Source organism: Kribbella sp. NPDC043289, from assembly GCF_056436705.1.
Genome location: NZ_JBWKCB010000005.1, coordinates 410117 through 431313, shown reverse-complemented (window position 1 = coordinate 431313; position 21197 = coordinate 410117). Strand labels below are relative to the sequence as shown.

Below are 21197 nucleotides of genomic sequence, written 5' to 3'. Positions count from 1 at the left end.
GCGCCGACTGGTGACCTCTCTCGTACTGGCCGCCCTGGTTGCCATCGTCGTGGTCGCGGCGTTCCTCCGCTGAGGAGGCTAACGTCGAGCCCATGAGTGCCACCACCAGTACCGGAGCGCGGTCGTCGTACCTGATGCGGGCGGGCCTGGTCCGTAACGTCCGGTCGGGTGAGCACCTGACCACGTTCGTGGTGTCCGGTGTGGCGACGGTGCTGGTGACGCGACTGATCCTCAGCCTGAGCGGCTACCCGCAGATCGGTGGCCGCGGCCTGCACATCGCGCACGTACTGCCCGGTGGTCTGCTGATGCTGATCGCCATCTCCCTGCTCCTCGGGTACGTCGGTCCGGTGGTCCGCCCCGCCGCGGCGACAGTCGGCGGGATCGGGTTCGGGCTGTTCATCGACGAGGTCGGGAAGTTCGTCACCTCGGACAACAACTACTTCTACAAACCGACCGCCGCGATCGTGTACGTCGTCTTCGTGCTGATCGTGCTCGGGTTCCGGTTCCTCACAACGCGCCGGCCGATCGACGCGCGCGAGGAGCTGGCGAACGTCATCGACCACGCCGTCGAGGGCGTCGCCGGTGGCCTCTCCCGGCGGCGCCGGGCCGAGGCGGAAGAGCTGCTGCGGATCGTTCCGCCGAAGATCTCCGGTCGCCGGGAGACGACCGAGCTGCTGGCCGCCTGCCCGCCCGACGAGGTGGAGCTGGCCGCGCCGGTGGACGCGGCCTGGCAGGCGCTGCAGAAGGGTTTCGAGCGACTCGCCACCCACCCGAAGGCTCCGCGGGTGGCGGTCATCGTGCTGGCGGTCCAGGTGGTGGGTGAGCTCATCATTGCGATCGTGCTGGGTGACGGTCTCGGTCATCTCCCGGTGATCGGAGTCACGGTCGGGAGTTTGCTGTCAGCAACGTTCACCGTGCGCGGTGCGCTGGCGCTGCGGAAGAACAACCGGGCCAGGGCGGTCCGGCTGTTCGAGCTGGCGGTACTCGTCTCGTTGCTGATGACACAGGTCTTCCAGTTCGCCGCCACCCAGTTCGCGGCCGCCTTCGGCATGCTGCTGGACCTGGTGATGCTCGGCATCCTGCGGGCGGAGCGCGACCGGATGCGGCGCGCGGTGGACACCACGGTGAAGACTAAGACGCTCCGACTGCCACCCGATCCGGAGCTGCCGCCGTTTCCGCAGGACCCGTCGGACCCGGTGTAGCTTTCCACTGCTCGTGCCGGCCGATCAGCACCGGTGACATCGTTGCGACCAGGTAGATTGCCCCACCGGCGAGCAGTGCGGGCGCCAGTCCGACACCGGCGACAGCCGCACCGGCGATCACCCCACCCAGCGGTACGCCGGTCCAGCACACCGCCCCGCTGAGTGAACGGACGCGACCGAGCAGGTGACTCGGGATGCGCTCGATGAACAGTGCGCCGAGAACTGGGTTGATGAAGCCGGCTCCGATCCCGCCGACGGCGTACACGGCCATCAGGGCCCACACTGGCGCGTCGGTGGCCATGGCGATGAAGCGTGGGGCGCCGGCGATCAAGAACGCCACGGTGAAGACGAGCTTGCGGGGGATGCGGTCGCCGATCGCGGACGCGAGCAGGGCGAACGCGGTAGCGGTCGCTGCGAAGGACGTGAGAATCAGACTGGTGTGGCCGGGGCCGTAGCCGTGGTCCTTGATCCAGACTGGCAGCAGTACGCCGCTGGTCGCGGCATCGAGCAGGTTGGTCACCGCGATCATGACCACCAGCGGAAGCATCAGCTTGTCGGTGCGGAGAAAACGCCAACCTTCCAGCAGACGTTGTCCGTAGCTGTGCTCTGCCTCTGCGTCGGCCTCGGCTGTGGTGGGCTCTTGCTGCACGGGCTTGGGGATCCAACGGGCGATCAGTACGGCGCAGACGCCGAACGACGCCGCATCGATCCAGAGGGCGTTGACCGCTCCCGCGAGAGTGATGAGCCCACCGGCGAGTGCGTACGCGAAGAAGCCGGCGAGGCGTTCCGTCGTACTCTCCAGGCCTGTCACTCGCTCCAGCGGGACCTTGGCGGCTCTGGCGATGTCCGGGATCAGCGTGTCCTTGGCGGCGTCACCTGGCCCGCGCAGGGCGCCCGCGATCGCTACCAGCACCAGCAGGGTCGGGAAGTGCAGTAGGCCGAGTGTGTGCAGCAGGGGGACGAGGCCCACGACTGCAGTGCTGGCTGTGTCTGCGACGACGCTGACCCGACGCGCGCCTACTCGGTCGATCAGTGGGCCGCCGATGGCCTTCACCAGCACTAGCGGTGCCATCTCGGCCATCGCGACCACACCGGTCTTGATCGGCGACCCGGTCGTGATCAGCACGAACCACGGGATCGCGATCGCGCTGACGCGGGTCCCGCAGATCGAGACCACGTTGGCCACCAGGAACGCCACCAACGGCGCCCGGTTCCCCTTCTCGTTCATCGCTTGCCTCACCCCCTGGTCCGGTTACCGCGTCTCGCGCGGGAAGGCCTGGATCTGGACCGTGACCTGCTCGGCGCCCTCGGGCAGCGGGGCGGTGAGGTCAGGCGTCTTGTACTTCTCCAGGACCGCCATGACCTCGTGCATCATCGCGTCCAGCTGGTCGGCGCGCAGGTGGAAGAAGTAGTCCGAGAGCAGGCTGGCGTCCCGCCAGTCCTCCGGCAGGGTCTGCATTGCGTCGATGAAGCCGAAGATGTTCTCGGCGTACGTCTGGCCGACGCCGTGCAGGAAGCCCAGGGCCAGCTCGGGCTCCTGGTCCAGCAGTTCGGCGGCGTTGAACTCGGTGCCCTGGTGCGCCGACTTCCACCAGCGGTCGCGCGCGTTGCCGCGGCTGTCGTCCTCGACCACCAGCCCGGCGTCCGCGAGCTGGCGGAGGTGGTAGCTGGTCGCGCCGGTGTTCACCCCGAGTCGGCCGGCGAGTGTGGTGGCGGTTTGTGGGCCGTAGACGCGGAGCAGACCGAGGATCCGGTTCCGCATTGGGTGCGCGAGGGCGCGGACGAGGTGGCGGTCCAGCCGGACTGTCCGGGCAGCCTCGTCGGCCTGGGTGCTGTCGGCCGGGCTGTCGTGCGCCGGGGTTTCGTCGCTCATGGGTCTGAGCATAGGACTGCAAAGACTCTTTGCAAAGAGATTTTGCAAAGCAGTTCTGGGGTTGGTTGTCCACAGATTGCGGATCGGCCGGTCGGGAGGGGTGCGATCGCGGCATCTTCTCTGGCGACCACGCATCCACCAAGGAACGGAGAGAACCACCGATGATGCGCGTGATGCTCGAGGACGCCGACTACTGCGACGTCCCGGCCGACCTGATGACGTTCGACGACGGGGCGGTGGTGTTCTGGCGGGAGGGTGAGGAGGTCGGCCGCCACCGGCAGCTCCGGATCCGCTCGCTCGAGGTACTGAACGCCCGCTCGATGACCCGCCGCATCGAGCGCGCCCGGAAGAACCACCCGAACGCGTTCCGCCAATGGACCCCCGAGGACGAGCAGACCCTGATCGAGATGTTCAACAACGGCGCCACCAAGGAGCAGCTGGTCGAAGCCCTCGGCCGCCAGGAAGGCGGCATCGCCACCCGCCTCCGAGCCCTAGGCCTCATCGAAGACGACCAAAGACTCACCTGAACCGCCCGACCGGAGGAGAAAGGTCGCCGCCTGGGGCCCGGCTCCTCGCGAGCATCATGTGTGGAGGGGGCTGAGTGCGGCGACGGTTCTTTTGGCCGCCTTCGGCGGCGCGCGGGTCGTGGTGTGGTGGGCTGCCTCGGCGAAGGTCCGGGTGTGAGGTGTGCCGCAAAGCGGCCTCACCGAGCTCCGTCACCGGCGCGTCCGACCCCACCTCGGGGGACCGGACCCTCGCGACCATCACGTGCGACGAGGGCAGTGTGGCGACAGTTCTTCTGGCGCTTCCGCTCGGCAATCCAACACCGCGCGAGGGGGCAAGCATCCGTGGGGCGTGCGGCGGGAACCGGGTCAGACGGCTGCTGCCTCGACGAGGTCGTGGAGGGCGCGGAAGTCCGTCGGATTGCGCGTGTAGAGGGCTGCCTCACGCACCGCCGCCGTCCGCCACCTGCTCCGATCTAGGGAAACTAATTGCCACCAGGCGGCACAAAAGTTCCCCTAACCCCCGCTCCGCCCAGACGCGACCGATCCACGCATCCCAAGACAACAAGCAACGCCCCGTGACACCGCCGCGGCCATCGCACCGCGCGTCGCCGCACGGCGGGTACGGCGCCGGATACGCCGGCGCGACGGAACGGCCTGCGGCGCCGAAGGAGCACCGCGGCAGGGCGGCCGGAGACCGTGATCACCAAGTGGTCACCAGCTTCGGCGCGACGGACGGGGTCGCTCGCGTGTTGCCGGAGTTCGCGGAGCCCAAACGTATCCATGACTCCAAGGTGGTACATGTGCCAAATGCCGGCGTCCAGTTCGCCGTTCGAGGGTGGGAATCGGAAGGGTGAATGCGGGGAGTTCTGGGAGGGGTACTGCCAGTGGTCGAGACCCTTTTGAGATCCGGTGGAGGGGTCGGGGACAATGGCGCGATGCAGCAACAGGAGCGGTCGGGCGGTCCGGCGCAGCCGGAGGAGTCCGGAGCGTCGGCGGAGATCCGTGCCGCCTTGCTCGACCAGAGTGGTCTGGTCCGCGGGCTTGCGTCCGGTCGGCGCCGCGGGCTGGAGCCGCCGGCGTACCTCCGGGTCGAGGTGCGGTACGTCGATCTGAAGGGGCAGCGGCACCTGCAGATCACCGAGTTCGACGAACGGCAGGCGCACACGCGGAACGTCGCCGGGCCGGACCTGGAGAAGGCCGTCGACGAGCTGCTTGCGCTGGCGTACGGGTCCTGGCATGTCGAGACCACGAGCGAGACTTTGCGGCTGCGGTACACCAAGAAGGGCAAGGAGCTGCTGCACCGGGAGCAGAGCGACCGGGAGCAGGAGACCGCTCACGACCGCGTGAAGCGGCGGGTGCTCGACCCGGCCGCGCCGTTCCTGATCGAGCTCGGGATCAGTGATCACCAAGGCCGCGTGAAGCCGTCGCGACAGGCGAAGTACAAGCAGATCGAGGAGTTCTGCAAGCTGCTCGCGCCGGCGCTCGACGAGGCGATTTCGGCGGGCCGGATCGCGACCGGGCGGCCGTTGCAGGTGGTCGACCTCGGCTGTGGGAACGCGTACCTCACGCTGGCGGCGTACCACCTGCTGTCCTCGGCCGGGCGGGACGTCCGGATGACCGGTATCGACCACAACCCGGCGGCCCGGAAGCGGAACACCCGAGTGGTCGAGGCGCTCGGGTGGCAGGACCACCTGCGGTTCGTCGACGCGACCATTCAGGCGGCGGAGCTGGACGTCCGGCCCGACGTCGTCCTGGCGCTGCACGCGTGCGACACCGCGACCGATGACGCGCTCGCGCGGGCCGTCGGCTGGGAGGCTCCGCTGGTGCTCGCAGCTCCGTGTTGCCATCACGACATCCAAAAGCAGCTCAAGAGCGTCACACCACCGGCGCCTTATGCGCTGATGACGAGATATGGCATCGTTCGTGAGCGGTTCGCCGACGTCCTGACGGACTCCCTGCGGGCAGCCGTGCTGCGACAGGTCGGATACCGGGTGGAGGTCGTGCAGTTCGTGGACAGTGAGCACACGCCGCGCAATCTGCTGCTCCGCGCAGCGCGGACCGGCGCCAAGCCGACACCGGACCTCCAGGCCGAGTACCGTTCACTCGTCACCGAGTGGCAGGTGACGCCGCGGCTCGCCCAGCTCCTGCTAGCGCCCACCGAGCACAGCGTGGGCGCCGAGGTGGTTTCGTGAAACAGGTCCGGTCGGTGTTGGCGCTGGTGGGCGTGGCCCTCTGCGCGTTGACAGGTGTGGCGCTTCCCACAACAGCCACTGCGACCAGCGCGACCACCTCGTCCGCGGCCGCCGACCCGTCCACGCCGGCACCGAAGAAGCTCTTCACGATCCGGGACGATCGGATCAAGGAATCGTCCGGGCTGGCGAAGAGCGTCAAGCATCAGGGCATCTACTGGACCGTGAACGACTCCGGTGACACCGGGCGGGTGTTCGCAATTGACCAGACCGGCAAGGTGAAGGCGGTCCTGAAGTTCGGCGCCAAGGTGACCGACGTCGAGGCGCTCGGGGTCGGCCGGGACGGCACGCTCTACATCGCCGACATCGGCGACAACAAGGAGAACCGGGACCAGGTCGAGATCTACACGGTCCCGGAGCCGGAGACGCTGCAGGACCAGGACGTCAAGTACCACCGGTTCGACTTCACCTACCCCGACGGTGCGCACGACGCCGAGACGCTGCTGGTCGAGCCCGGGACGAGCCAGCTGTACATCGTCACGAAGTCGCTCAAGGGCGCCGGCGCGATCTACGCCGCCCCGCCGGCCCCGTCCCGCGAGGGCACCAACAAACTCAGCAAGCTCGCCCCGGCGCCGTCGGGCGTGATCACCGACGGCACGTTCCTGCCGGACGGCCAGCGGGTGGTGCTTCGGACGTACGCCGATGTCGCGACCGTCGCGTGGGGTGACACGCCCAACGCGATCGCCCGTGGCGCCGCGCCGCTCGGCCAGGGGGAGACTGTCGCGCTCGGGCCGACCGACACCACCGTCGTGGTGGGGAGCGAAGGGCCCAACTCGGCCGTGTACCAAGTCGCGATCCCGGCGAAGGCGGCTGCGTCCACGCCGCCGAGTTCCAGCGCTACTCCGAAGCCGGCCGGTAGCTCGGACAGCGACAGCTCGAGCTCCGGCAAGAGCCACAGCCTCCGCTGGATCGTCATCGGCGCCGCGCTGTTCGCGCTGATCATCACCTTCATCACGTTCCCGCCGGGCCGCCGCGAACGCCGCGACCGCCAGGCCGAGAACGACCGCCTCACCGGCCAAGGACCTCCCACAGCCCACCGTCGCTAACCCCTAACCCCACCCACGCGTGTGTAGCTACTTGGGTGGGGACGGTGGCCACCGCGCACCTCGGTGGGTGCGGCAGCCGGTTGCTGGTGCAGACGTGAACAGCCGCCGCGACCCGGTGGGTGCGGCGGCTGTTGGGGGTTATCGGGTTACTTGAGGTTTTCGACGACGTAGTCGATGGCTTGGGTGAGCTTTTCGACGTCGTCGGGGTCGACTGCGGGGAACATCGCGACGCGCAGTTGGTTGCGGCCCAGCTTGCGGTACGGCTCGGTGTCGACGATGCCGTTGGCGCGCAGCGTCTTGGCGACCGCGGTCGCGTCGATCGCGTCGTCGAGGTCGATGGTGCCGACCACGAGCGAGCGGGCGTCCGCGTCGGCGACGTACGGCGTGGCGTACTCCGACTTCTCGGCCCACGTGTAGAGCCGGTTGCTGGAGTCCGTCGTCCGCGCGACGCTCCACTCCAGGCCGCCCTGGCTGTTGATCCAGTCGGTCTGCTCCGCCATCAGGAAGAGCGTGGCCAGCGACGGCGTGTTGTACGTCTGGTTCTTGCTGGAGTTGTCGACCGCGGTCGCCAGGTCCAGGAACGCCGGGATCCACCGGCCGGACGCGCTGATCTCCTCGACGCGCGCGAGCGCCGCCGGGCTCATCAGCGCGATCCACAGGCCGCCGTCGGACGCGAAACCCTTCTGCGGCGCGAAGTAGTAGACGTCGGCCTCGTTGATGTCGACCGGCAGACCGGCCGCACCGGACGTGGCGTCGATCGCGACCAGCGCACCCTCGTCGGCGCCCTCGACCCGCTTGACCGGGGCCATCACGCCGGTGGAGGTCTCGTTGTGCGGCCACGCGTACAGGTCGACGCCGGCCTCGGCGACCGCGACCGGGCGGGTGCCAGGCTCGGACTTCACGATCGACGGCTCACCCAGGTGCGGGGCCAGCTGCGAGGCCTTCGCGAACTTCGAGGAGAACTCACCGAAGCTCAGGTGCTGGCTCTTCTCCCGGATCAGCCCGAACGTCGCGATGTCCCAGAACGCGGTCGAGCCGCCGTTCCCGAGCACCACCTGGTAGCCGTCGGGCAGCTGGAACAGCTCGGCCACGCCGTCCTGAACCCGCTTGACCAGGTTCTTCACCGGCGCCTGCCGGTGGGAGGTGCCGAGCAGCTTGGCGCCCTCGTTCGCCAGCGCGGCGATGGCCTCCGGGCGAACCTTCGACGGACCCGAACCGAAGCGGCCGTCAGCGGGCTTGAGCTCTGCAGGAATCTGAATGTCGCTGGTCACCAGCGTCTTCCCTTCGTCGTCTGCACTCCAGAAAGCCGACGACGCTGTCAGCGCGCTCTATCCTCGCACATCCCGCCCAACCCACCACCGCGGGTCCACTCTGTGCACCGGATCCGTACGCCGAGCGCCCCGCCGTACGGATCTGGTGCACAAGGGCTACTCGTGCTTGCGGGTGGTTCGCTCCGTGCCGGTGAGGAGGGCGACCGGGCCATCGGGCGTGTCGGTCCACTCTCCGCAGGCGCCGCCGCCCTCGGCGACCTCGAGCGGCAGTTCGGTCCCGTCCATCCGCAGCACCGGGTGGTAGTACTGCGCCACCCGTTCCGCCTCGCCCTCGATGTAGTGGCCGATCAGCGCCCGCCGGAACCGGTCGGTGGTGATGTTCGGGTTGCTCCCGTGCACCAGCGCGCCGTGGAAGAACAGCACGTCACCCGGCTCCATCTCGATCGGTACGGCGGCCCCGTTCGTCGGCAGCGGGACGGTCACATCGGTGAAGCTGACCTTGGTGTCGGCCTTCTCGGTGCACAGGATCGGCCAGCGGTGCGACCCGGGCACGACCTCGAGACAGCCGTTCGCCTCGTCGACCCGGTCCAGCGCCATCCACGCCGCGACGCACGTCCCCGGATCGGCCTTCAGGTAGAAGTTGTCCTGGTGCAGCGCCTGTCCGCGGGAGCCCGGCGGCTTGAAGTAGAGCATCGTCTGTACGGCGTACGGCGACCTCCCGAGCAATGCGGTCATCACCTCGTCGATGCGCGGGTCGACCAGCCACTGCAGCGAGGCGTCGTCCCAGCGGTGCATCTGCGCCATCCGCGGGTACCGCTTCAGCGGGTCGCGATCGGTCGAGTTGTGCCCGGCGAAGTCGTGCGACCGGGGTCCGCCGTGCCGCACCTCCATGTAGTGGTCCCGCAGCCGGTCGACCTCGTCGGTGGCGAACAGCCCGCGCACCAGGGTGTGCCCGGTCCGCTCGAACTCGTCCCGGAGTACGGCGGCCCGCTCGTCGGTGTTGTATGAAACGCTCATGCACGTCTCCCGCGTCTCTGCTCTACGCTGCTTGTGAACCCTATTTTCCTGCCCGAACCTGGTTCGGAACCACGGACGATTCACGCGAGGACTTGAACTTTTGTTGCACAGGCTCGCTCTGGAGCGGATGTCCGCACCGACCTTCTGGCGCTGCGAACCCCGCTGGTCCTGGACGTCGCGGCCGCTCGTGGACCACCTGCTGTGGTGTGTGGTCGACGGCCGTGGCGCGCTCGAGCTCGACGGTCAGAGCCAGGAGTTGCGGCCGGGCGTCTGCGCGGTGTTCAAGCCGGGTGACGCGCCGCGCGCCACGCACGACCCGCACCGAAGACTCCTGGTCTTCGGCATGCACTTCGCGACCGTGCCGACGGCCGCACCGGATCCACGCTGGGGTGAGGTGATGGATCGTGAGCTGCTCGGCGTCCTCGCGCGGACGAGCGACGCGGCGTACCGGCGGGGTGACGCGATCGGGCGGCGACAGGCGGAACTGTGCCTGGAGCAACTGATCGCGCTGGTCTGGGACGCTGTCCACAATCCCGGCCGCAGCGTCACCGACGCCGCCGTCGACGAGCTCGCGAGGCAGTTACGTGAGGACCCGAGCCGGGACTGGACGGTCGCCGAGATGGCGCGCCGCGCTTCGTTGTCCAGGGCCCAGTTCACCCGGCGCTTCGTCACGCAGCTCGGGATGTCGCCTGCGCAGTACCTGATCCAGGCGCGGATCGATAGGGCACACCAACTACTCACCGAGAGCGGCATGACCGTCACAGAGACGGCCGCCGCCCTCGGCTACACAGATGTCCCGTACTTCAGCCGCCAGTACAAACAACGCACAGGACGCAACCCAAGCCAGGACCGTTAGGCCCAGTTGGGGTTCCAGCCCTCGATGGAGTCGGCCGGGCGGGAGGCGGGGCCGGAGTAGATCGCCGAGGGACGGATCAGGCGGCCGGTGCGCTTCTGCTCCAGGACGTGGGCGCTCCAGCCGGCGGTGCGTGCACAGGTGAACATCGACGTGAACATCGGCGGCGGGACCTCGGCGAAGTCCAGGACGATCGCCGCCCAGAACTCCACGTTCGTCTCCAGCACCCGGTCCGGTCGCCGTTCGCGCAGTTCGGTCAGCGCGGCCTGCTCCAGCGCCTCGGCCACCTCGTACCGCGGTGCGTCCAGCTCTCGCGCCGTACGGCGAAGCACCCGCGCGCGCGGGTCCTCGGCCCGGTAGACCCGGTGGCCGAAGCCCATCAACCGCTCGCCGGCGTCCAGCAGGCCCTTCACGTAGGCCCGAGCGTCACCAGAGCGCTCGACCCCTTCGATCATCGTCAGTACCCGGGCCGGCGCGCCACCGTGCAGCGGACCGGACATCGCACCCACCGCACCGGACAGCGCCGCGGCGACATCCGCACCGGTGGAGGCGATGACCCGCGCGGTGAACGTCGACGCGTTCATCCCGTGCTCGGCCGCGGACGTCCAGTACGCGTCGACCGCGCGGACGTGCTTCGGGTCCGGCTCGCCACGCCAGCGGATCATGAACCGCTCGGTGATCGTCTTCGCCTTGTCCACCTCGCGTTGCGGCACCATCGGCTGCCCGATGCCACGCGCGGCCTGGGCGACGTACGACAGTGCCATCACCGCCGCGCGGGACAGGTCCTCGCGGGCCTGGACGTCGTCGATGTCGTAGAGCGGCCGCAGACCCCAGGCAGGTGCGAGCATCGCCAGCGCGGACTGTACGTCGACCCGGACGTCGCCGGTGTGCACCGGCAGCGGGAACGGCTCGGCGGGCGGCAGGCCCGGCGTGAACGCACCGTCGACCAGCAGGCCCCAGACGTTCTCGAACGGCACCCGGCCGACCAGGTCCTCGATGTCCACACCGCGGTAGCGCAGCGCCGAACCTTCCTTGTCCGGCTCGGCGATCTGCGTGTCGAACGCGACCACACCCTCCAGCCCGTGCTGCACCTCGGTCCTCGGATCAGACATGCGACTCCCTCGTCCTCGTCGTGAATACGCAGGCTCACCAGGAGAGCCGCGCACCCATGGGCGCTTCCGCAGCATAGTTCTCCGTACAGAGGACCGGACAGCTTTGTGACCGGTTCGAGGCGCCCGGTGCACCCCGTGCAACGCGTCGGTTCCGCACGGGTGGACCGGTCAGAGGTCTACTGTCGAGGGCATGACAAAGCCCCTCCCCGCCCTCGGGCTCGTGATCGGCGTCATCGTGACGTACGTCGGGATGGTGTGCGCGTCGTACGCGACCACCCGCCTGATGCTCCGGATCCAGACGTTCCGCGCGGACACGGGCCACACGCTGCCGTGGCTGGCCGCGCTGGTCGCCATCGCGGCCGTTGTCGGCCTGCTGATGCTGGTGCCGGCGATCGGTTCCGGTGTGACGACCGGTGCGGGCGCGTTGCTCAGCGTCGTCGGCGTGGCCGTGTTGCTGCTGCCGATGCGGCAGGCGTTCGACCTGACGAAGCTGTTCCAGTTCCCGGGCACGCAGTACAGCGGCTACATGCTGTTCGACGGAACGTTCATCCTGTTCGGCATTCCGTTGCTGATGGTCGGTCTGCGGCGTTGGGCCGTGGACGCCAAGTTGGCGAAGCTGGCGGCGGCACCTGGGCAGATCCAGGACAGCAGCGGCTACCAGTCGACGTACCCGCAACAGCAGCAGTGGGGCGGCTACCCCGGCCAGCAACAGCAGCCGCCGAACCCCGGCCAGCAGCAGTACCCGGGGCAGCAACCACCCCGATAACTTTCACCGCGGAGCCCGCATCTGGCTCTGCATGGAAACGCTGATCGCCTACTCCTTCGCGCACGACAGCGCCGCGCGGGCAACCGCCGGTCGTGCTCGTGTGGAGGCGTACTACGGCGATCTCTGGCAGCACGAGGCCAAACACCACGGGTACGACGGCAGCTCGGTCGGACTGCATCTCTGGGACCGCCGCGACGGCAGCTGCCGGTGGCCGTCCTGGCACGACGCCGGTGACGTCTGTGTGGCGAGTGTGCACGCTCCACTCGGATACCAACGCGTGATCGGCGAGATCGCGCCGTACGACGCTCCTCCTCGGTTGGCCCACGCGGTACGACGTACTCCGGCGAGCTTCCTCGAACTGGCGTCCCCGTTCACGATGGCCGTCCTGGACCCGGCGGACGAGCGACTGGAGTTGTTCACTGACTTCATTGGTGTCGGTCGCCTGTTTCAGTTGCGCTTACCGGACGGGTGGGTTTGGACCAATCGCCCCGTTGCCGCGTTGCTGTTCGCCGGCGTACCGGCCGTGGCGTCGTCCCGTGGCTGGACCTTCGCCGCGGGCTGTGGCTGGTTCATGGACGACAGCACGCCGTACGACAGTGTACTCACGGTGCCCGGGGCAACACACATCGTTGCCGAGGGCTACCGTCAGCGACCGACGGTGAGTCGGATCGAGACCACCAGTGTGTTGTCGACCGACGTTGAGGAGACAGCAGCGGCACTGCAGGACGTGGCCCGATCGGTGGGCAGCCTGTGGCAGGAACGTCCGACTGTCGACCTGAGTGGTGGCCCTGACTCGCGGCTGGTTGCCAGTGCATTCTTTGCCGCAGGCGTCGATGTGGACAGCCAAACGACCCCAAGCAAGCAGGTGAGACCGCAGCCGCTCGAGCTGGTGGACCGAGCGCTGCGCTGGCACCGGTACGCCGAAGGGCTCCGCCCGGCCAGCGACCTCTTCAACACGCCTCCGGCAACGCTGGCAGGCGTGACGCGTCTGGAGATCGGCAGTGCGGGTGGCGAGATCGCACACGGCCACTTCTACCCACGCGACGTACTGCAAATCGACGCACTGCCCTTGCCGGCCAAGCTGAGCGCCTTCGGCAACCACCTGCAGTCCCGCCTCATGCCAGCGGCCGGCCCCGCGGACTCAGCTCGCAGCGCGGTCGCCGACCAGATCGACCGGGTACTGCGAACCGCAGTCGACGGCGGCATCGAGAACGCCACGATGCTCGACTACTTCTACGTCGTAGAACGCCTCCGCCGCGGGGGTACAACAGGGGCCGTCGTCTCGCCTCTCCTCATCCCCTCGTTCGTTCGCGCGGCCTTCGCGCTCGATCCCGCCCAGCGCATCGAGAACGCCTTGCACCGCGAGCTGGTACGACTGCTCGTCCCAGAGCGGGCCGACTTCACGCCCAGCCCGCAGGTCAGTACCCGCAGGAGCCCGGCCAAGCTCCGGTGTCTGGCCGATGCGGCCGACCGCGACCTGATCGAGCAGGTGCTCGCGGACGTCGACGGTTTCGACTCGCAGGCGCTCAGCACGCTGTGGGCCGCCTCGGTAGCCGGTGCGAGCTCGGCAACCGGTGAGTCCACCCTCCGCCGGGCGCTGTGGCGCGCGACCTTCGACCAGCACCTCGCGGAGGTCAACAGGCACGTCCCCGCCCGTAGCCCGCTGATCCGCGCCATAGCAGCGACAAAAAGGGCCTACCGGACCAGCAGATTCGGACCTCAGTAGGCTCGATGCGTGGACCTTGCGGAGATGCGGCAGACGTACGGACTGGGTGAGCTGCTCGAGAGCCAGGTGGACGCCGACCCGATCGTGCAGTTCCAGCTCTGGCTGGACCAGGCCAGGGCAGCGGGTCTAGCCGAGCCCAACGCCATGGTGTTGGCCACCGCCGACGAAGACGGGAAGCCCTCGGCGCGCACTGTGCTGCTGAAGCGCGTCGACGAGCGCGGATTCGTCTTCTACACCAACCAGCAGTCCCGCAAGGCCGACGACCTCGCGGCGAACCCGCACTGCGCGCTGGTGTTCCCGTGGCACGCGATGGAACGCCAGATCCGTATCGAGGGCATCGTCACCAAGCTCCCGGCCGACGAGGTCGACGAGTACTTCGCGAGTCGTCCGCGCGAATCACAGCTCGGAGCGTGGGCGTCGCAGCAGAGTCAGCCCGTCGACTCGCGCGAGGAGCTCGACCTGCAGTACGCGTCGTACGAGCGGCAATGGCCGGAGGGCACCGAAATCTCCACGCCGTACTTCTGGGGCGGCTATCTGGTCGCCCCGGAGGCGTTCGAGTTCTGGCAGGGCCGCACCGGCCGGCTGCACGACCGACTGGCCTACCGCCGCGCCAGCTCCGGCCCCGAAGGCTCAGTAGGCCCTGTAGGTTCAGCGGGCTGGGAGCTGTCCCGACTCCAGCCCTGATCGCCTTCGCGGAAGCCGTGTCGCTTCCACCACCGCTGCAGTGGCGCCGGCGCCCACCAGTTGGCGCGACCCAGCAACCGCATCGTCGCCGGCACCAGCAGCGCCCGGACGATCGTCGCGTCCAGGGCGATCGCGATCACCAGCCCGACGCCGATCATCTTCACGAAGACGATGCCAGAGGTGGAGAACGCCGCCACCACGATGATCAGCAGCAACGCGGCACTGGTGATGATCCCGCCGGTCCGCTGCAATCCGAGTGCGACCGCCTGGGTGTTGTCACCGGTCTTGTCGTACTCCTCCCGGATCCGGCTGAGCAGGAACACCTCGTAGTCCATCGACAGCCCGAAGAGCACGGCGAACAGCAGCACCGGGTTCGTCGCGTCCAGGAACCCGGCCGGCGTGAAGTCCAGGAGTCCGGACAGGTGCCCCTCCTGGAAGATCCACACCATCGCCCCGAACGCCGCGGACAGTGACAGCACGTTCATCAGCAGCGCCTTCGCCGGCAGCACCACCGACCCGAACGCGATGAACAGCAGCACGAACGTCACCAGCACGATGAACCCCGCCATGTACGGCGCCCGCTGCTTCAGTACGTCGAGCAGATCGATCACCGCCGCGGTCTCACCGCCGACCTGCAGCTGCGTCCCGGCCGGCGCCGCGACCGCCCGCACTCCGTGCACGACCGCCCGCGCCGGCAACTCCTGCCCGGTGTACTTCGTGTGCACCACCACCGAAGCGACGCCGTTCTGGTAACCGCCGATCCGCACGTTCTCCACATCCGGCACCCGCCGTAGTTCGGCGAGGTACGGCGCCAGCGCCGCAGACGGATCGCCTGGCGCGGAGTCGAACCGCACCGCTGCGTAAATGTCCGACCCACCGGCGCCTGGGAAATCGCGTTGCAGCGTCTCGGTCACCGTTCGCGAAGTCGCACCGGCCGGCAGCGCCCGGTGGTCGACACCGCCGAGTTGTGCGCTCAGGAACGGAATCCCCAAGACGAGCAGCACCGGCACGAGCACGACGACGTACCGGACCGGGCGGCGCATGACGCTGTGCGCGAGGCGGTACCAGGCGCCGTGTTCCGCGGTGGCCTTGCGGGGCTTGAAGATCCGCAGGTTGTTCACCCGGTGGCCGAGGACCGCGAGCAGGGCCGGGAGCGCGGTCAGGGCCGCGATCATCGCGACGGCGACCGCGGCCGCACCGCCGTACGCCATCGACTTCAGGAACATCACCGGGAACAGCACCAGACTGCTGATCGCCACGCCGACCGTCACGCCGGAGAACGCGACCGTCCGTCCGGCGGTGCCCATCGTCGTGGTCAGCGCCGTCTCCACGTCATTGCCCTTGGCAAGTTCTTCGCGGAAACGCGTGACGATGAACAGCGCGTAGTCGATGGCCAGGCCGAGTCCGATCATCGTGACGATGTTGATCGAGAAGATCGACACGTCGGTGACCGCCGACAACCCGCGCAGCAGCACGAACGCGCCGAGGATCGCCAGCGCCCCGACGAACAGCGGCAGCGACGCGGCGACCAGGCCGCCGAAGACCACGACGAGCAGGATCAGCACGATCGGCGTCGAGATCGTCTCGGCCCGGACGATGTCGTGCTCGGTCTGCGTGTTCACCTCGTCGAACACCGCGACCTCGCCGCCGACCTTCGCGTCCAGCCCGGCCGGCGTCGCTCGGACCTGGTCGGCGATCTTGTGGAACGTGGCCAGCCGCTCCTCCTGCGTCGCACCGGCGAGCGTGAGGACGGCGTACGTGCTGTGCTGGTCCTTCGAGACGAAGAGCGGCGACTTGGTGCTCCAGTACGTCGTGGCGCCGACCACGTCGTCCTTCGGGAGACCGGCCAGGTGCTGCTCGACCGACTGCCGGAACGCCGGGTCGGCGACCGTCTCGGTCGGGCTCTTGTAGAGCACGATCACGTCGGTGCCGGTGCGGCCGATGTTCTGCTCGATGGTCTTGACCGCGTTCGCGGCCTCGGTGTCCGGCGCGTCGAAACCGCCGTTCGCCAGGGAGCCGAACACGCCGGTGCCCCAGGCCAGCCCGAGGACGACGAAGACTCCGGTCAGGGCGAGCACCAGACGGCGCCGCCGATACGTGAAACGGCCGAGCGTCTCGAACACGAAACTCTCCCGAAGGCGTAGATTGAAGCGCAGAAGCTAGAGTGAACAGTGTTAACTGTTAACGGTGTTCACTCTAGGGGTTTGACCTGTACCCCTGTCAAGGAGGAGTTCCGCGTGACCGGACGGGACCGTCGCCGGGCGGCGACGCTCGCCGAGATCAAGACGGCCGCACGCCGGCTGCTGGTCAGCGGCGGGACGGCCGCGGTCGGCCTGCGCGCGGTGGCGCGCGAGCTCGGTCTCACTCCGCCGGCGCTGTACCGGTACTTCCCGAGTCACGAGGCGCTGATCAGTGCACTGATCGCCGACCTGTACGACGAGTTGACCGGCGCGCTGCTCGATCTGCAGGGCACCGACGAGGGCGTGGACCTCGGCGCGCGGCTCTACCTGCTGGCGAACGGGCTGCGGGACTGGGCGCTGGCCCATCCGGCCGAGTTCGGGTTGTTGTTCGGGACCGCCGTACCGGATCCGGAGGACGACTGTCACGAGGAGACGCCGGGGCATCAGGCGGCGATGCGTTTCGGGGCGCTGTTCAAGGAGCTGGTCGCGCAGGTGTGGCACCAGAAGCCGTTCCCGCACCCGGCCGAGGAACAACTGGGTACGGCGTTGGTCGAGCAGCTCACGGCCGAGTCGGAGCACTTCCACGGGATGCCGCCCGGAGCGATCTACCTCTCGCTGAACTACTGGACCAGGCTCTACGGCCTGATCTGCATGGAGGTCTTCGGTCAGCTGCACTGGGTGCTGCCGGACGCCGCGGCGTACTTCGAGGCGCAGCTCTTCGAGATCGGCGAGGCTCTCGGCCTCGACTGCCCTGCTCCGGAATAGAAAAAGCCCGCGGGCGCTTCCAGAGACACGACCGGGTGGTCGACGCTCAGGGTCAGGCGGACTACCTGACTGCCCGCGGGCCCGGTGGCCGGCGTTGAATTAGCCCACCACGTTGCCCACACAAATGTGGTTGGCGGGTCAGCCCGCCGCCACCTCACGAGTCCGATAGCTATACATGCCTTGGACCACCTCCCTTCGCGTGTACTGAGAACTTACTGCCGCCCGGATCACCGTTCAACCAGTTTTCGCCCAGGGATGAACGACAATCGGAAGATGATCAGACTCGGCCTGATTCCCCTCGTCCTGCTGATCGGAACCGCCTGGTGGGCGTGGGCGTCGTACCGCCGGGCCGCCCAGGCGGAGCAGGCACTTGCCGAGGTCAACGCCGAGCACCGGGCGCTGATGCGGGAGGTCCGGACGCTGGAGCGGGCGGTCGCGGCTGCCGAGCAGGGCCTGCGTACGCTCAGCTCGCATCCGTCGGTACCGCGCGACGTCGCGGTCACCGCCGACCTGACCCTCGCCGACATCCGGCGCTTGGTGGAAAGCAACAAGGAGCTCGACGACTGATGGTGAAACTGGGGAACGCTGCCACGGCGATCAAGCCGAAGGGTGGTGGCAGCGGGAAGGCCAAGCTGATCGGTGGCCTGATCGTCGCGGTGATCGTGATCATCGCGCTGTTCAACATCTTCAACTTCGCGAACACCGACGCGAACCGGATCGGCCTGCACTACGGCGGTGGCGTGATCGAGGACAAGAAGTTCAAGTCGATCATCCCGCCGGGTTCGACGAACTCGCTGATCGGCCCCGGTGACACCGTCTACACGTACCCGATCGACCAGCGCTCGTACATCATCGGCGGCGACGGCGCGGACACCGACGCGGGCGACGAGGTCACCGTGGTCAGCAAGGACAACGTCCGGCTCGGCGTCCGGGTCCAGGTCTACTTCACGCTGAACCGGGACAAGGACGTCATCAAGTCCTTCCACGAACGGATCGGCCTGAAGACCGAGGCGTACGAAGAGAGTGGCTGGAACACGATGCTGCAGAGCTACTTCCGCCCGCAGATCGACCGGGCGCTGGCCGCGGTCGCGACCAACTACGGGTGGGCCGAGCTCTACAACAACGAGGCGAAGAAGTCGGCGTTCCAGAGCGCGGCGGCCAAGGAATTCACCCGGCTGCTGCCGGCCGCGGTCGGTGGCGACTACTTCTGCGGCCCGGGCTACAACGGCAGCAACGACTGTGGCGAGCTGTCGTTCACGGTCCAGAAGCCGATGCCGCTGGACAAGGGCATCATCGACGGCCTGGAAGCCAAGCAGCGTGCCGAGCTGGCGAAGGCCACCCAGGAGCAGAAGAACCAGCAGGTCAACGTCGAGTTGCAGTCGGTCAAGCAGCAGGTCGCGATGCTTGGTGCGAACGGCTACCTGCTGAAGACCGCGATCGAATCGGGCAAGATCCAGTTCATGGTCATCCCGCAGAACGGCAACGTCAGCATCCCGGTGCCGACGACCACCCAACAGGGACAGCTGCCGAACCAGGAGCCGTCCGCGCCGGTCACCCCGACGCAGCCGGCCAGGTAAAGCATGAGTGCGCTGCCGTCCCATCTCGAGCTCGTGCAGGGCGTCGTCCTGCCCAAGCCGGTCGGCGCGCACCCGGTGCTCGACTTCGTCAACACTCGGTCCGAGTGGACCACCCGAGGCCCCGCCCGGACCGAGTGGCTGACGTCGTACGACGCCTTCCTGATCTGGAACTCGTACGTCGGCCTGCTCGCGCCCGCCACGGTGACCCGACTCGTCGGCGCCCCCAACGAACACCTGCGGGCCGCGCTCACCTTCCGCGCCGACCTGTACGACGTCCTGGCGGGTCAGGCGTCCGACAACACTTTCGAGGCCGTCGCCCACTTGATCGAGGACGCCTCCGGCCGCCGGCGACTCGTCCGATCGGACAGCGGCCCGATCTGGCAGCTGCCCGAAGACGCTGCGCTCCCGCTCCACAACGTCGCGCTGCTCGCGGGTGACCTGCTGACCGGTCCGTCCCGCGAGCACGTTCGGATCTGCCCGTCATGCGGCTGGCTGTTCCTCGACCCGCGCGGCCGCCGCCGCTGGTGCTCGATGGCCACCTGCGGCAACCGAGCCAAGGTCCGAGCCCACGCGGCCCGCGTGCGCTAGTGCCCCGCACTAGTTGAACGCGGCGGGGTCCACCGTGATCCACGTGTGCTTGGCGCGGGCGAGAACGCGGCCGTCGGCGTCGTACAGGGTGCTTGCGGTGAACGTCTTGCGGCCGTCCTCGCCGAGGTAGCGGCCGAGGGCGACGCACTCCTCGCCGGCCTGCGGTCGCGCGTCGATGCATGCGGTCAGCCGGCCGAGCACGGACGGACGGCCCTCGAGATCGATCGTCCAGCCGCCAGGACAGTCCAGCGCCGCCCAGAGGAACACCTCGTCGACCAGCCCGTCGGTGGCGAGATCGCCGCCCGGCTTCCAGGTGCACGCCGTCCGCCCGTCGCCGATCGGCCCGGGCTTCAACTGCAGACCGTCCCGATTCGCCGGCCCACAGACGAAGCAGGTCGGGAACGGGTGATCCCGCAGCCCGCGGTACGACGCCTCGGCCGCCCGCGCCTCCTCGGGCAGCACCGGTTCGATCGTCGCGTCGACGAGTTCGTCGCTGCCGACCGGTACTGCATCCGCGACCACGGCGTCACCGTCGGTCAGCCGCGCGCCGTCCGCCGCGGCCGCCAGCCCGAGGTCCTTCTGCAGGGGCGGCGGCTTCCGCAGCGTCACCGTGGGAACGTGCGATCCGTCGAGCTTCCCGGCCAGTGCGGTCCCGACCAAACCCGCGACGTACCCGCCGTTACCCGACCGCTCCGGCCCCTGGAACCGCCGCTCGACCCGCACGAAATTCATGGCTCACGACCCTAGACCAGTCACCGGAACTACTCGCCCGAGCACAGGGTGTGATCGAGGTGTGAACGCGGAGAGTGGTGGGAAGTAGAGGGTTTCAGAGAAATCTGAGGATTTCTCGGAGACAACCGGGCTGAGCCCTCCAGTTCAAATGACCGTTTGAACTATGCTGACTGCAGGCTACTGCGCGTGAGCAGGTGGGGTGCCTGAGCGAGCGGTAGCCGGGGGGAAGGAGAACTCTGTGGAGACACCGGTCGAAACGACCAGGGAAAGGCTGCTCAACGTCGCCGAGCAGCGGTTCGGCGAAGGGGGCTATGAAGGAACCTCGCTGCGGGCCATCACGGTCGCGGCCGCCGCGAATATCGCAGCGGTCAACTACCACTTCGGATCGAAGGAAGCCCTGTTGCGGGCCGCGGTCAGCCGGGCAATGGCGCCCGTCAACGCCGAGCGCCGGCGCCGGCTGGACCAGTTGGAGGCCAGCGGGTCACCGACACCGGAGGAGCTGATCCGGGCCTTCATCGAGCCCGGACTGGACCTGGTGCTGCGCCGCGGTGAGCGGGGTGCCGTGATCGCGCGGTTCATCGGCCGGATCGCGTTCGATCCGAGCCGGCGGATCCGCGAGCTGTACGCGGCCGAGTCGGATCCGATCGAGAGCCGGTACCTGGCCGCGCTGCAGCGGGCGCTGCCGCAGGCCACGCCGGACGCGGTCGCCTTCGGGTACGTGAACATGCTGGGTCTGCTGGCTCTGCACCAGTCACAGGCACTGGCCGTCGCGCCGTCCACGATGGCGTCCACCACGTCGTCCACCACACCGTCGACACTGTCGTCGACGTCACAGGCGACCGGACTGGGTACCGCCGGTCCGGAGGATCCCGGCAAGCTGGCCGAGAACCTGGTCGCATTCCTGGTCGCGGCCTTCGACCGCGGTCTGCGATCCTGATCGACGTCCGCGGGGCCGTGATTTCCATGCCCACGGCTCCGCGGACCACCGTGCACAGTGGTCCGCCTGAATTTGTCCGCGTTTTGCTCACGGATGTTCGGGCGGGGCAGAAA

At 68.4% G+C, this 21197-nt stretch carries 21 protein-coding genes; 13 read left to right on the top strand and 8 right to left on the bottom strand.

Annotation, left to right across the window (positions count from 1 at the left end; all coding sequences use genetic code 11):
* Positions 1-92 precede the first annotated feature (92 nt).
* Positions 93-1202, top strand: coding sequence for a hypothetical protein (locus AC0662_RS29825; protein WP_478304771.1), 1110 nt, complete (start codon positions 93-95; stop codon positions 1200-1202).
* On the opposite strand, the gene AC0662_RS29820 is transcribed toward AC0662_RS29825, so the two are convergent.
* Together AC0662_RS29820 and AC0662_RS29815 are read right to left on the bottom strand one after the other, a co-directional pair.
* Positions 1132-2430, bottom strand: a complete 1299-nt coding sequence (locus AC0662_RS29820) for an MFS transporter (RefSeq protein WP_478304769.1) — start codon at positions 2428-2430, stop codon at positions 1132-1134. The two genes, AC0662_RS29825 and AC0662_RS29820, sit on opposite strands and share 71 nt — an antisense overlap.
* A 24-nt stretch (positions 2431-2454) precedes the next feature.
* On the bottom strand, positions 2455-3075 hold the full coding sequence (locus AC0662_RS29815; RefSeq protein ID WP_478304767.1) for a helix-turn-helix domain-containing protein: 621 nt from the start codon (positions 3073-3075) through the stop codon (positions 2455-2457).
* A 161-nt stretch (positions 3076-3236) separates the two neighbouring features.
* On the opposite strand from AC0662_RS29815, the gene AC0662_RS29810 reads away from it, so the two are divergent.
* Positions 3237-3602, top strand: coding sequence for a hypothetical protein (locus tag AC0662_RS29810; protein WP_452196880.1), 366 nt, complete (start codon positions 3237-3239; stop codon positions 3600-3602).
* 461 nt (positions 3603-4063) lie between these two features.
* Here the strand turns inward: AC0662_RS29810 and AC0662_RS29805 are convergent, their stop codons facing one another.
* Positions 4064-4363, bottom strand: a complete 300-nt coding sequence (locus AC0662_RS29805; protein ID WP_478304765.1) for a type II toxin-antitoxin system Phd/YefM family antitoxin — start codon at positions 4361-4363, stop codon at positions 4064-4066.
* Between the two features lie 153 nt (positions 4364-4516).
* Between AC0662_RS29805 and AC0662_RS29800 the strand changes: the two genes are divergently transcribed.
* Positions 4517-5773: a class I SAM-dependent methyltransferase gene (locus tag AC0662_RS29800; protein ID WP_478304763.1), complete on the top strand. Its 1257-nt coding sequence runs from the start codon at positions 4517-4519 to the stop codon at positions 5771-5773.
* Positions 5770-6876 carry a hypothetical protein gene (locus AC0662_RS29795; protein ID WP_452196883.1) on the top strand — a complete coding sequence of 369 codons (1107 nt, stop codon included), beginning with the start codon at positions 5770-5772 and terminating at the stop codon, positions 6874-6876. The genes AC0662_RS29800 and AC0662_RS29795 overlap by 4 nt, the downstream gene beginning before the upstream one ends.
* Positions 6877-7022: 146 nt before the next feature.
* Here the strand turns inward: AC0662_RS29795 and serC are convergent, their stop codons facing one another.
* Entirely contained in the window at positions 7023-8147 is a 1125-nt protein-coding gene (gene serC, locus AC0662_RS29790) for a phosphoserine transaminase (RefSeq protein WP_478304760.1), read from the bottom strand.
* 156 nt (positions 8148-8303) lie between these two features.
* Entirely contained in the window at positions 8304-9164 is an 861-nt protein-coding gene (locus AC0662_RS29785) for a phytanoyl-CoA dioxygenase family protein (protein WP_478304758.1), read from the bottom strand.
* A 127-nt stretch (positions 9165-9291) separates the two neighbouring features.
* Between AC0662_RS29785 and AC0662_RS29780 the strand changes: the two genes are divergently transcribed.
* Positions 9292-10020 (top strand): helix-turn-helix domain-containing protein, encoded by a 729-nt coding sequence (locus tag AC0662_RS29780; RefSeq protein ID WP_478304756.1) that lies wholly within the window; start codon positions 9292-9294, stop codon positions 10018-10020.
* On the opposite strand, the gene AC0662_RS29775 is transcribed toward AC0662_RS29780, so the two are convergent.
* On the bottom strand, positions 10017-11129 hold the full coding sequence (locus tag AC0662_RS29775; protein WP_452196887.1) for a citrate synthase 2: 1113 nt from the start codon (positions 11127-11129) through the stop codon (positions 10017-10019). The two genes, AC0662_RS29780 and AC0662_RS29775, sit on opposite strands and share 4 nt — an antisense overlap.
* A gap of 190 nt (positions 11130-11319) precedes the next feature.
* On the opposite strand from AC0662_RS29775, the gene AC0662_RS29770 reads away from it, so the two are divergent.
* The 3 genes from AC0662_RS29770 to pdxH are packed head-to-tail and all read left to right on the top strand — an operon-like array spanning position 11320 to position 14305.
* Positions 11320-11895, top strand: a complete 576-nt coding sequence (locus AC0662_RS29770) for a hypothetical protein (RefSeq protein WP_452196888.1) — start codon at positions 11320-11322, stop codon at positions 11893-11895.
* 31 nt (positions 11896-11926) lie between these two features.
* A complete protein-coding gene (locus AC0662_RS29765) occupies positions 11927-13621 on the top strand; it encodes a hypothetical protein (protein WP_478304754.1) in 1695 nt (564 codons plus the stop codon).
* Positions 13622-13630: 9 nt separating this feature from the next.
* Positions 13631-14305: a pyridoxamine 5'-phosphate oxidase gene (gene pdxH, locus AC0662_RS29760; protein ID WP_452196890.1), complete on the top strand. Its 675-nt coding sequence runs from the start codon at positions 13631-13633 to the stop codon at positions 14303-14305.
* Here pdxH and AC0662_RS29755 read toward each other — a convergent pair.
* On the bottom strand, positions 14221-16428 hold the full coding sequence (locus AC0662_RS29755; protein ID WP_478304751.1) for an MMPL family transporter: 2208 nt from the start codon (positions 16426-16428) through the stop codon (positions 14221-14223). The genes pdxH and AC0662_RS29755 overlap by 85 nt on opposite strands.
* A 114-nt stretch (positions 16429-16542) precedes the next feature.
* Here AC0662_RS29755 and AC0662_RS29750 point away from each other — a divergent pair, with 114 nt between their 5' ends.
* From AC0662_RS29750 to AC0662_RS29735, 4 genes are all read left to right on the top strand, one after another.
* Positions 16543-17250 (top strand): TetR/AcrR family transcriptional regulator, encoded by a 708-nt coding sequence (locus AC0662_RS29750; RefSeq protein ID WP_452196892.1) that lies wholly within the window; start codon positions 16543-16545, stop codon positions 17248-17250.
* Between the two features lie 273 nt (positions 17251-17523).
* Entirely contained in the window at positions 17524-17817 is a 294-nt protein-coding gene (locus AC0662_RS29745) for a hypothetical protein (protein WP_452196893.1), read from the top strand.
* Positions 17817-18827, top strand: a complete 1011-nt coding sequence (locus tag AC0662_RS29740; protein ID WP_452196894.1) for an SPFH domain-containing protein — start codon at positions 17817-17819, stop codon at positions 18825-18827. Before AC0662_RS29745 ends, AC0662_RS29740 begins: the two co-directional genes overlap by 1 nt.
* A 3-nt stretch (positions 18828-18830) precedes the next feature.
* Positions 18831-19415 (top strand): CGNR zinc finger domain-containing protein, encoded by a 585-nt coding sequence (locus AC0662_RS29735; protein ID WP_452196895.1) that lies wholly within the window; start codon positions 18831-18833, stop codon positions 19413-19415.
* A gap of 9 nt (positions 19416-19424) precedes the next feature.
* On the opposite strand, the gene AC0662_RS29730 is transcribed toward AC0662_RS29735, so the two are convergent.
* Positions 19425-20147: a hotdog family protein gene (locus tag AC0662_RS29730; RefSeq protein ID WP_478304748.1), complete on the bottom strand. Its 723-nt coding sequence runs from the start codon at positions 20145-20147 to the stop codon at positions 19425-19427.
* Positions 20148-20385: 238 nt separating this feature from the next.
* On the opposite strand from AC0662_RS29730, the gene AC0662_RS29725 reads away from it, so the two are divergent.
* On the top strand, positions 20386-21084 hold the full coding sequence (locus AC0662_RS29725) for a TetR/AcrR family transcriptional regulator (RefSeq protein WP_452196897.1): 699 nt from the start codon (positions 20386-20388) through the stop codon (positions 21082-21084).
* The last annotated feature ends 113 nt before the right edge of the window (positions 21085-21197 follow it).

Coding starts and splice junctions, on each gene's coding strand:
- AC0662_RS29770 (WP_452196888.1), top strand. CDS start 11,320: ATGACAAAGCCCCTCCCCGCCCTCGGGCTCGTGATCGGCGTCATCGTG.
- AC0662_RS29740 (WP_452196894.1), top strand. CDS start 17,817: ATGGTGAAACTGGGGAACGCTGCCACGGCGATCAAGCCGAAGGGTGGT.
- AC0662_RS29745 (WP_452196893.1), top strand. CDS start 17,524: ATGATCAGACTCGGCCTGATTCCCCTCGTCCTGCTGATCGGAACCGCC.
- AC0662_RS29765 (WP_478304754.1), top strand. CDS start 11,927: ATGGAAACGCTGATCGCCTACTCCTTCGCGCACGACAGCGCCGCGCGG.
- AC0662_RS29800 (WP_478304763.1), top strand. CDS start 4,517: ATGCAGCAACAGGAGCGGTCGGGCGGTCCGGCGCAGCCGGAGGAGTCC.
- AC0662_RS29780 (WP_478304756.1), top strand. CDS start 9,292: ATGTCCGCACCGACCTTCTGGCGCTGCGAACCCCGCTGGTCCTGGACG.
- AC0662_RS29730 (WP_478304748.1), bottom strand. CDS start 20,147: ATGAATTTCGTGCGGGTCGAGCGGCGGTTCCAGGGGCCGGAGCGGTCG.
- AC0662_RS29805 (WP_478304765.1), bottom strand. CDS start 4,363: ATGGATACGTTTGGGCTCCGCGAACTCCGGCAACACGCGAGCGACCCC.
- AC0662_RS29735 (WP_452196895.1), top strand. CDS start 18,831: ATGAGTGCGCTGCCGTCCCATCTCGAGCTCGTGCAGGGCGTCGTCCTG.
- AC0662_RS29810 (WP_452196880.1), top strand. CDS start 3,237: ATGATGCGCGTGATGCTCGAGGACGCCGACTACTGCGACGTCCCGGCC.
- AC0662_RS29785 (WP_478304758.1), bottom strand. CDS start 9,164: ATGAGCGTTTCATACAACACCGACGAGCGGGCCGCCGTACTCCGGGAC.
- AC0662_RS29820 (WP_478304769.1), bottom strand. CDS start 2,430: ATGAACGAGAAGGGGAACCGGGCGCCGTTGGTGGCGTTCCTGGTGGCC.
- AC0662_RS29775 (WP_452196887.1), bottom strand. CDS start 11,129: ATGTCTGATCCGAGGACCGAGGTGCAGCACGGGCTGGAGGGTGTGGTC.
- AC0662_RS29825 (WP_478304771.1), top strand. CDS start 93: ATGAGTGCCACCACCAGTACCGGAGCGCGGTCGTCGTACCTGATGCGG.
- AC0662_RS29815 (WP_478304767.1), bottom strand. CDS start 3,075: ATGAGCGACGAAACCCCGGCGCACGACAGCCCGGCCGACAGCACCCAG.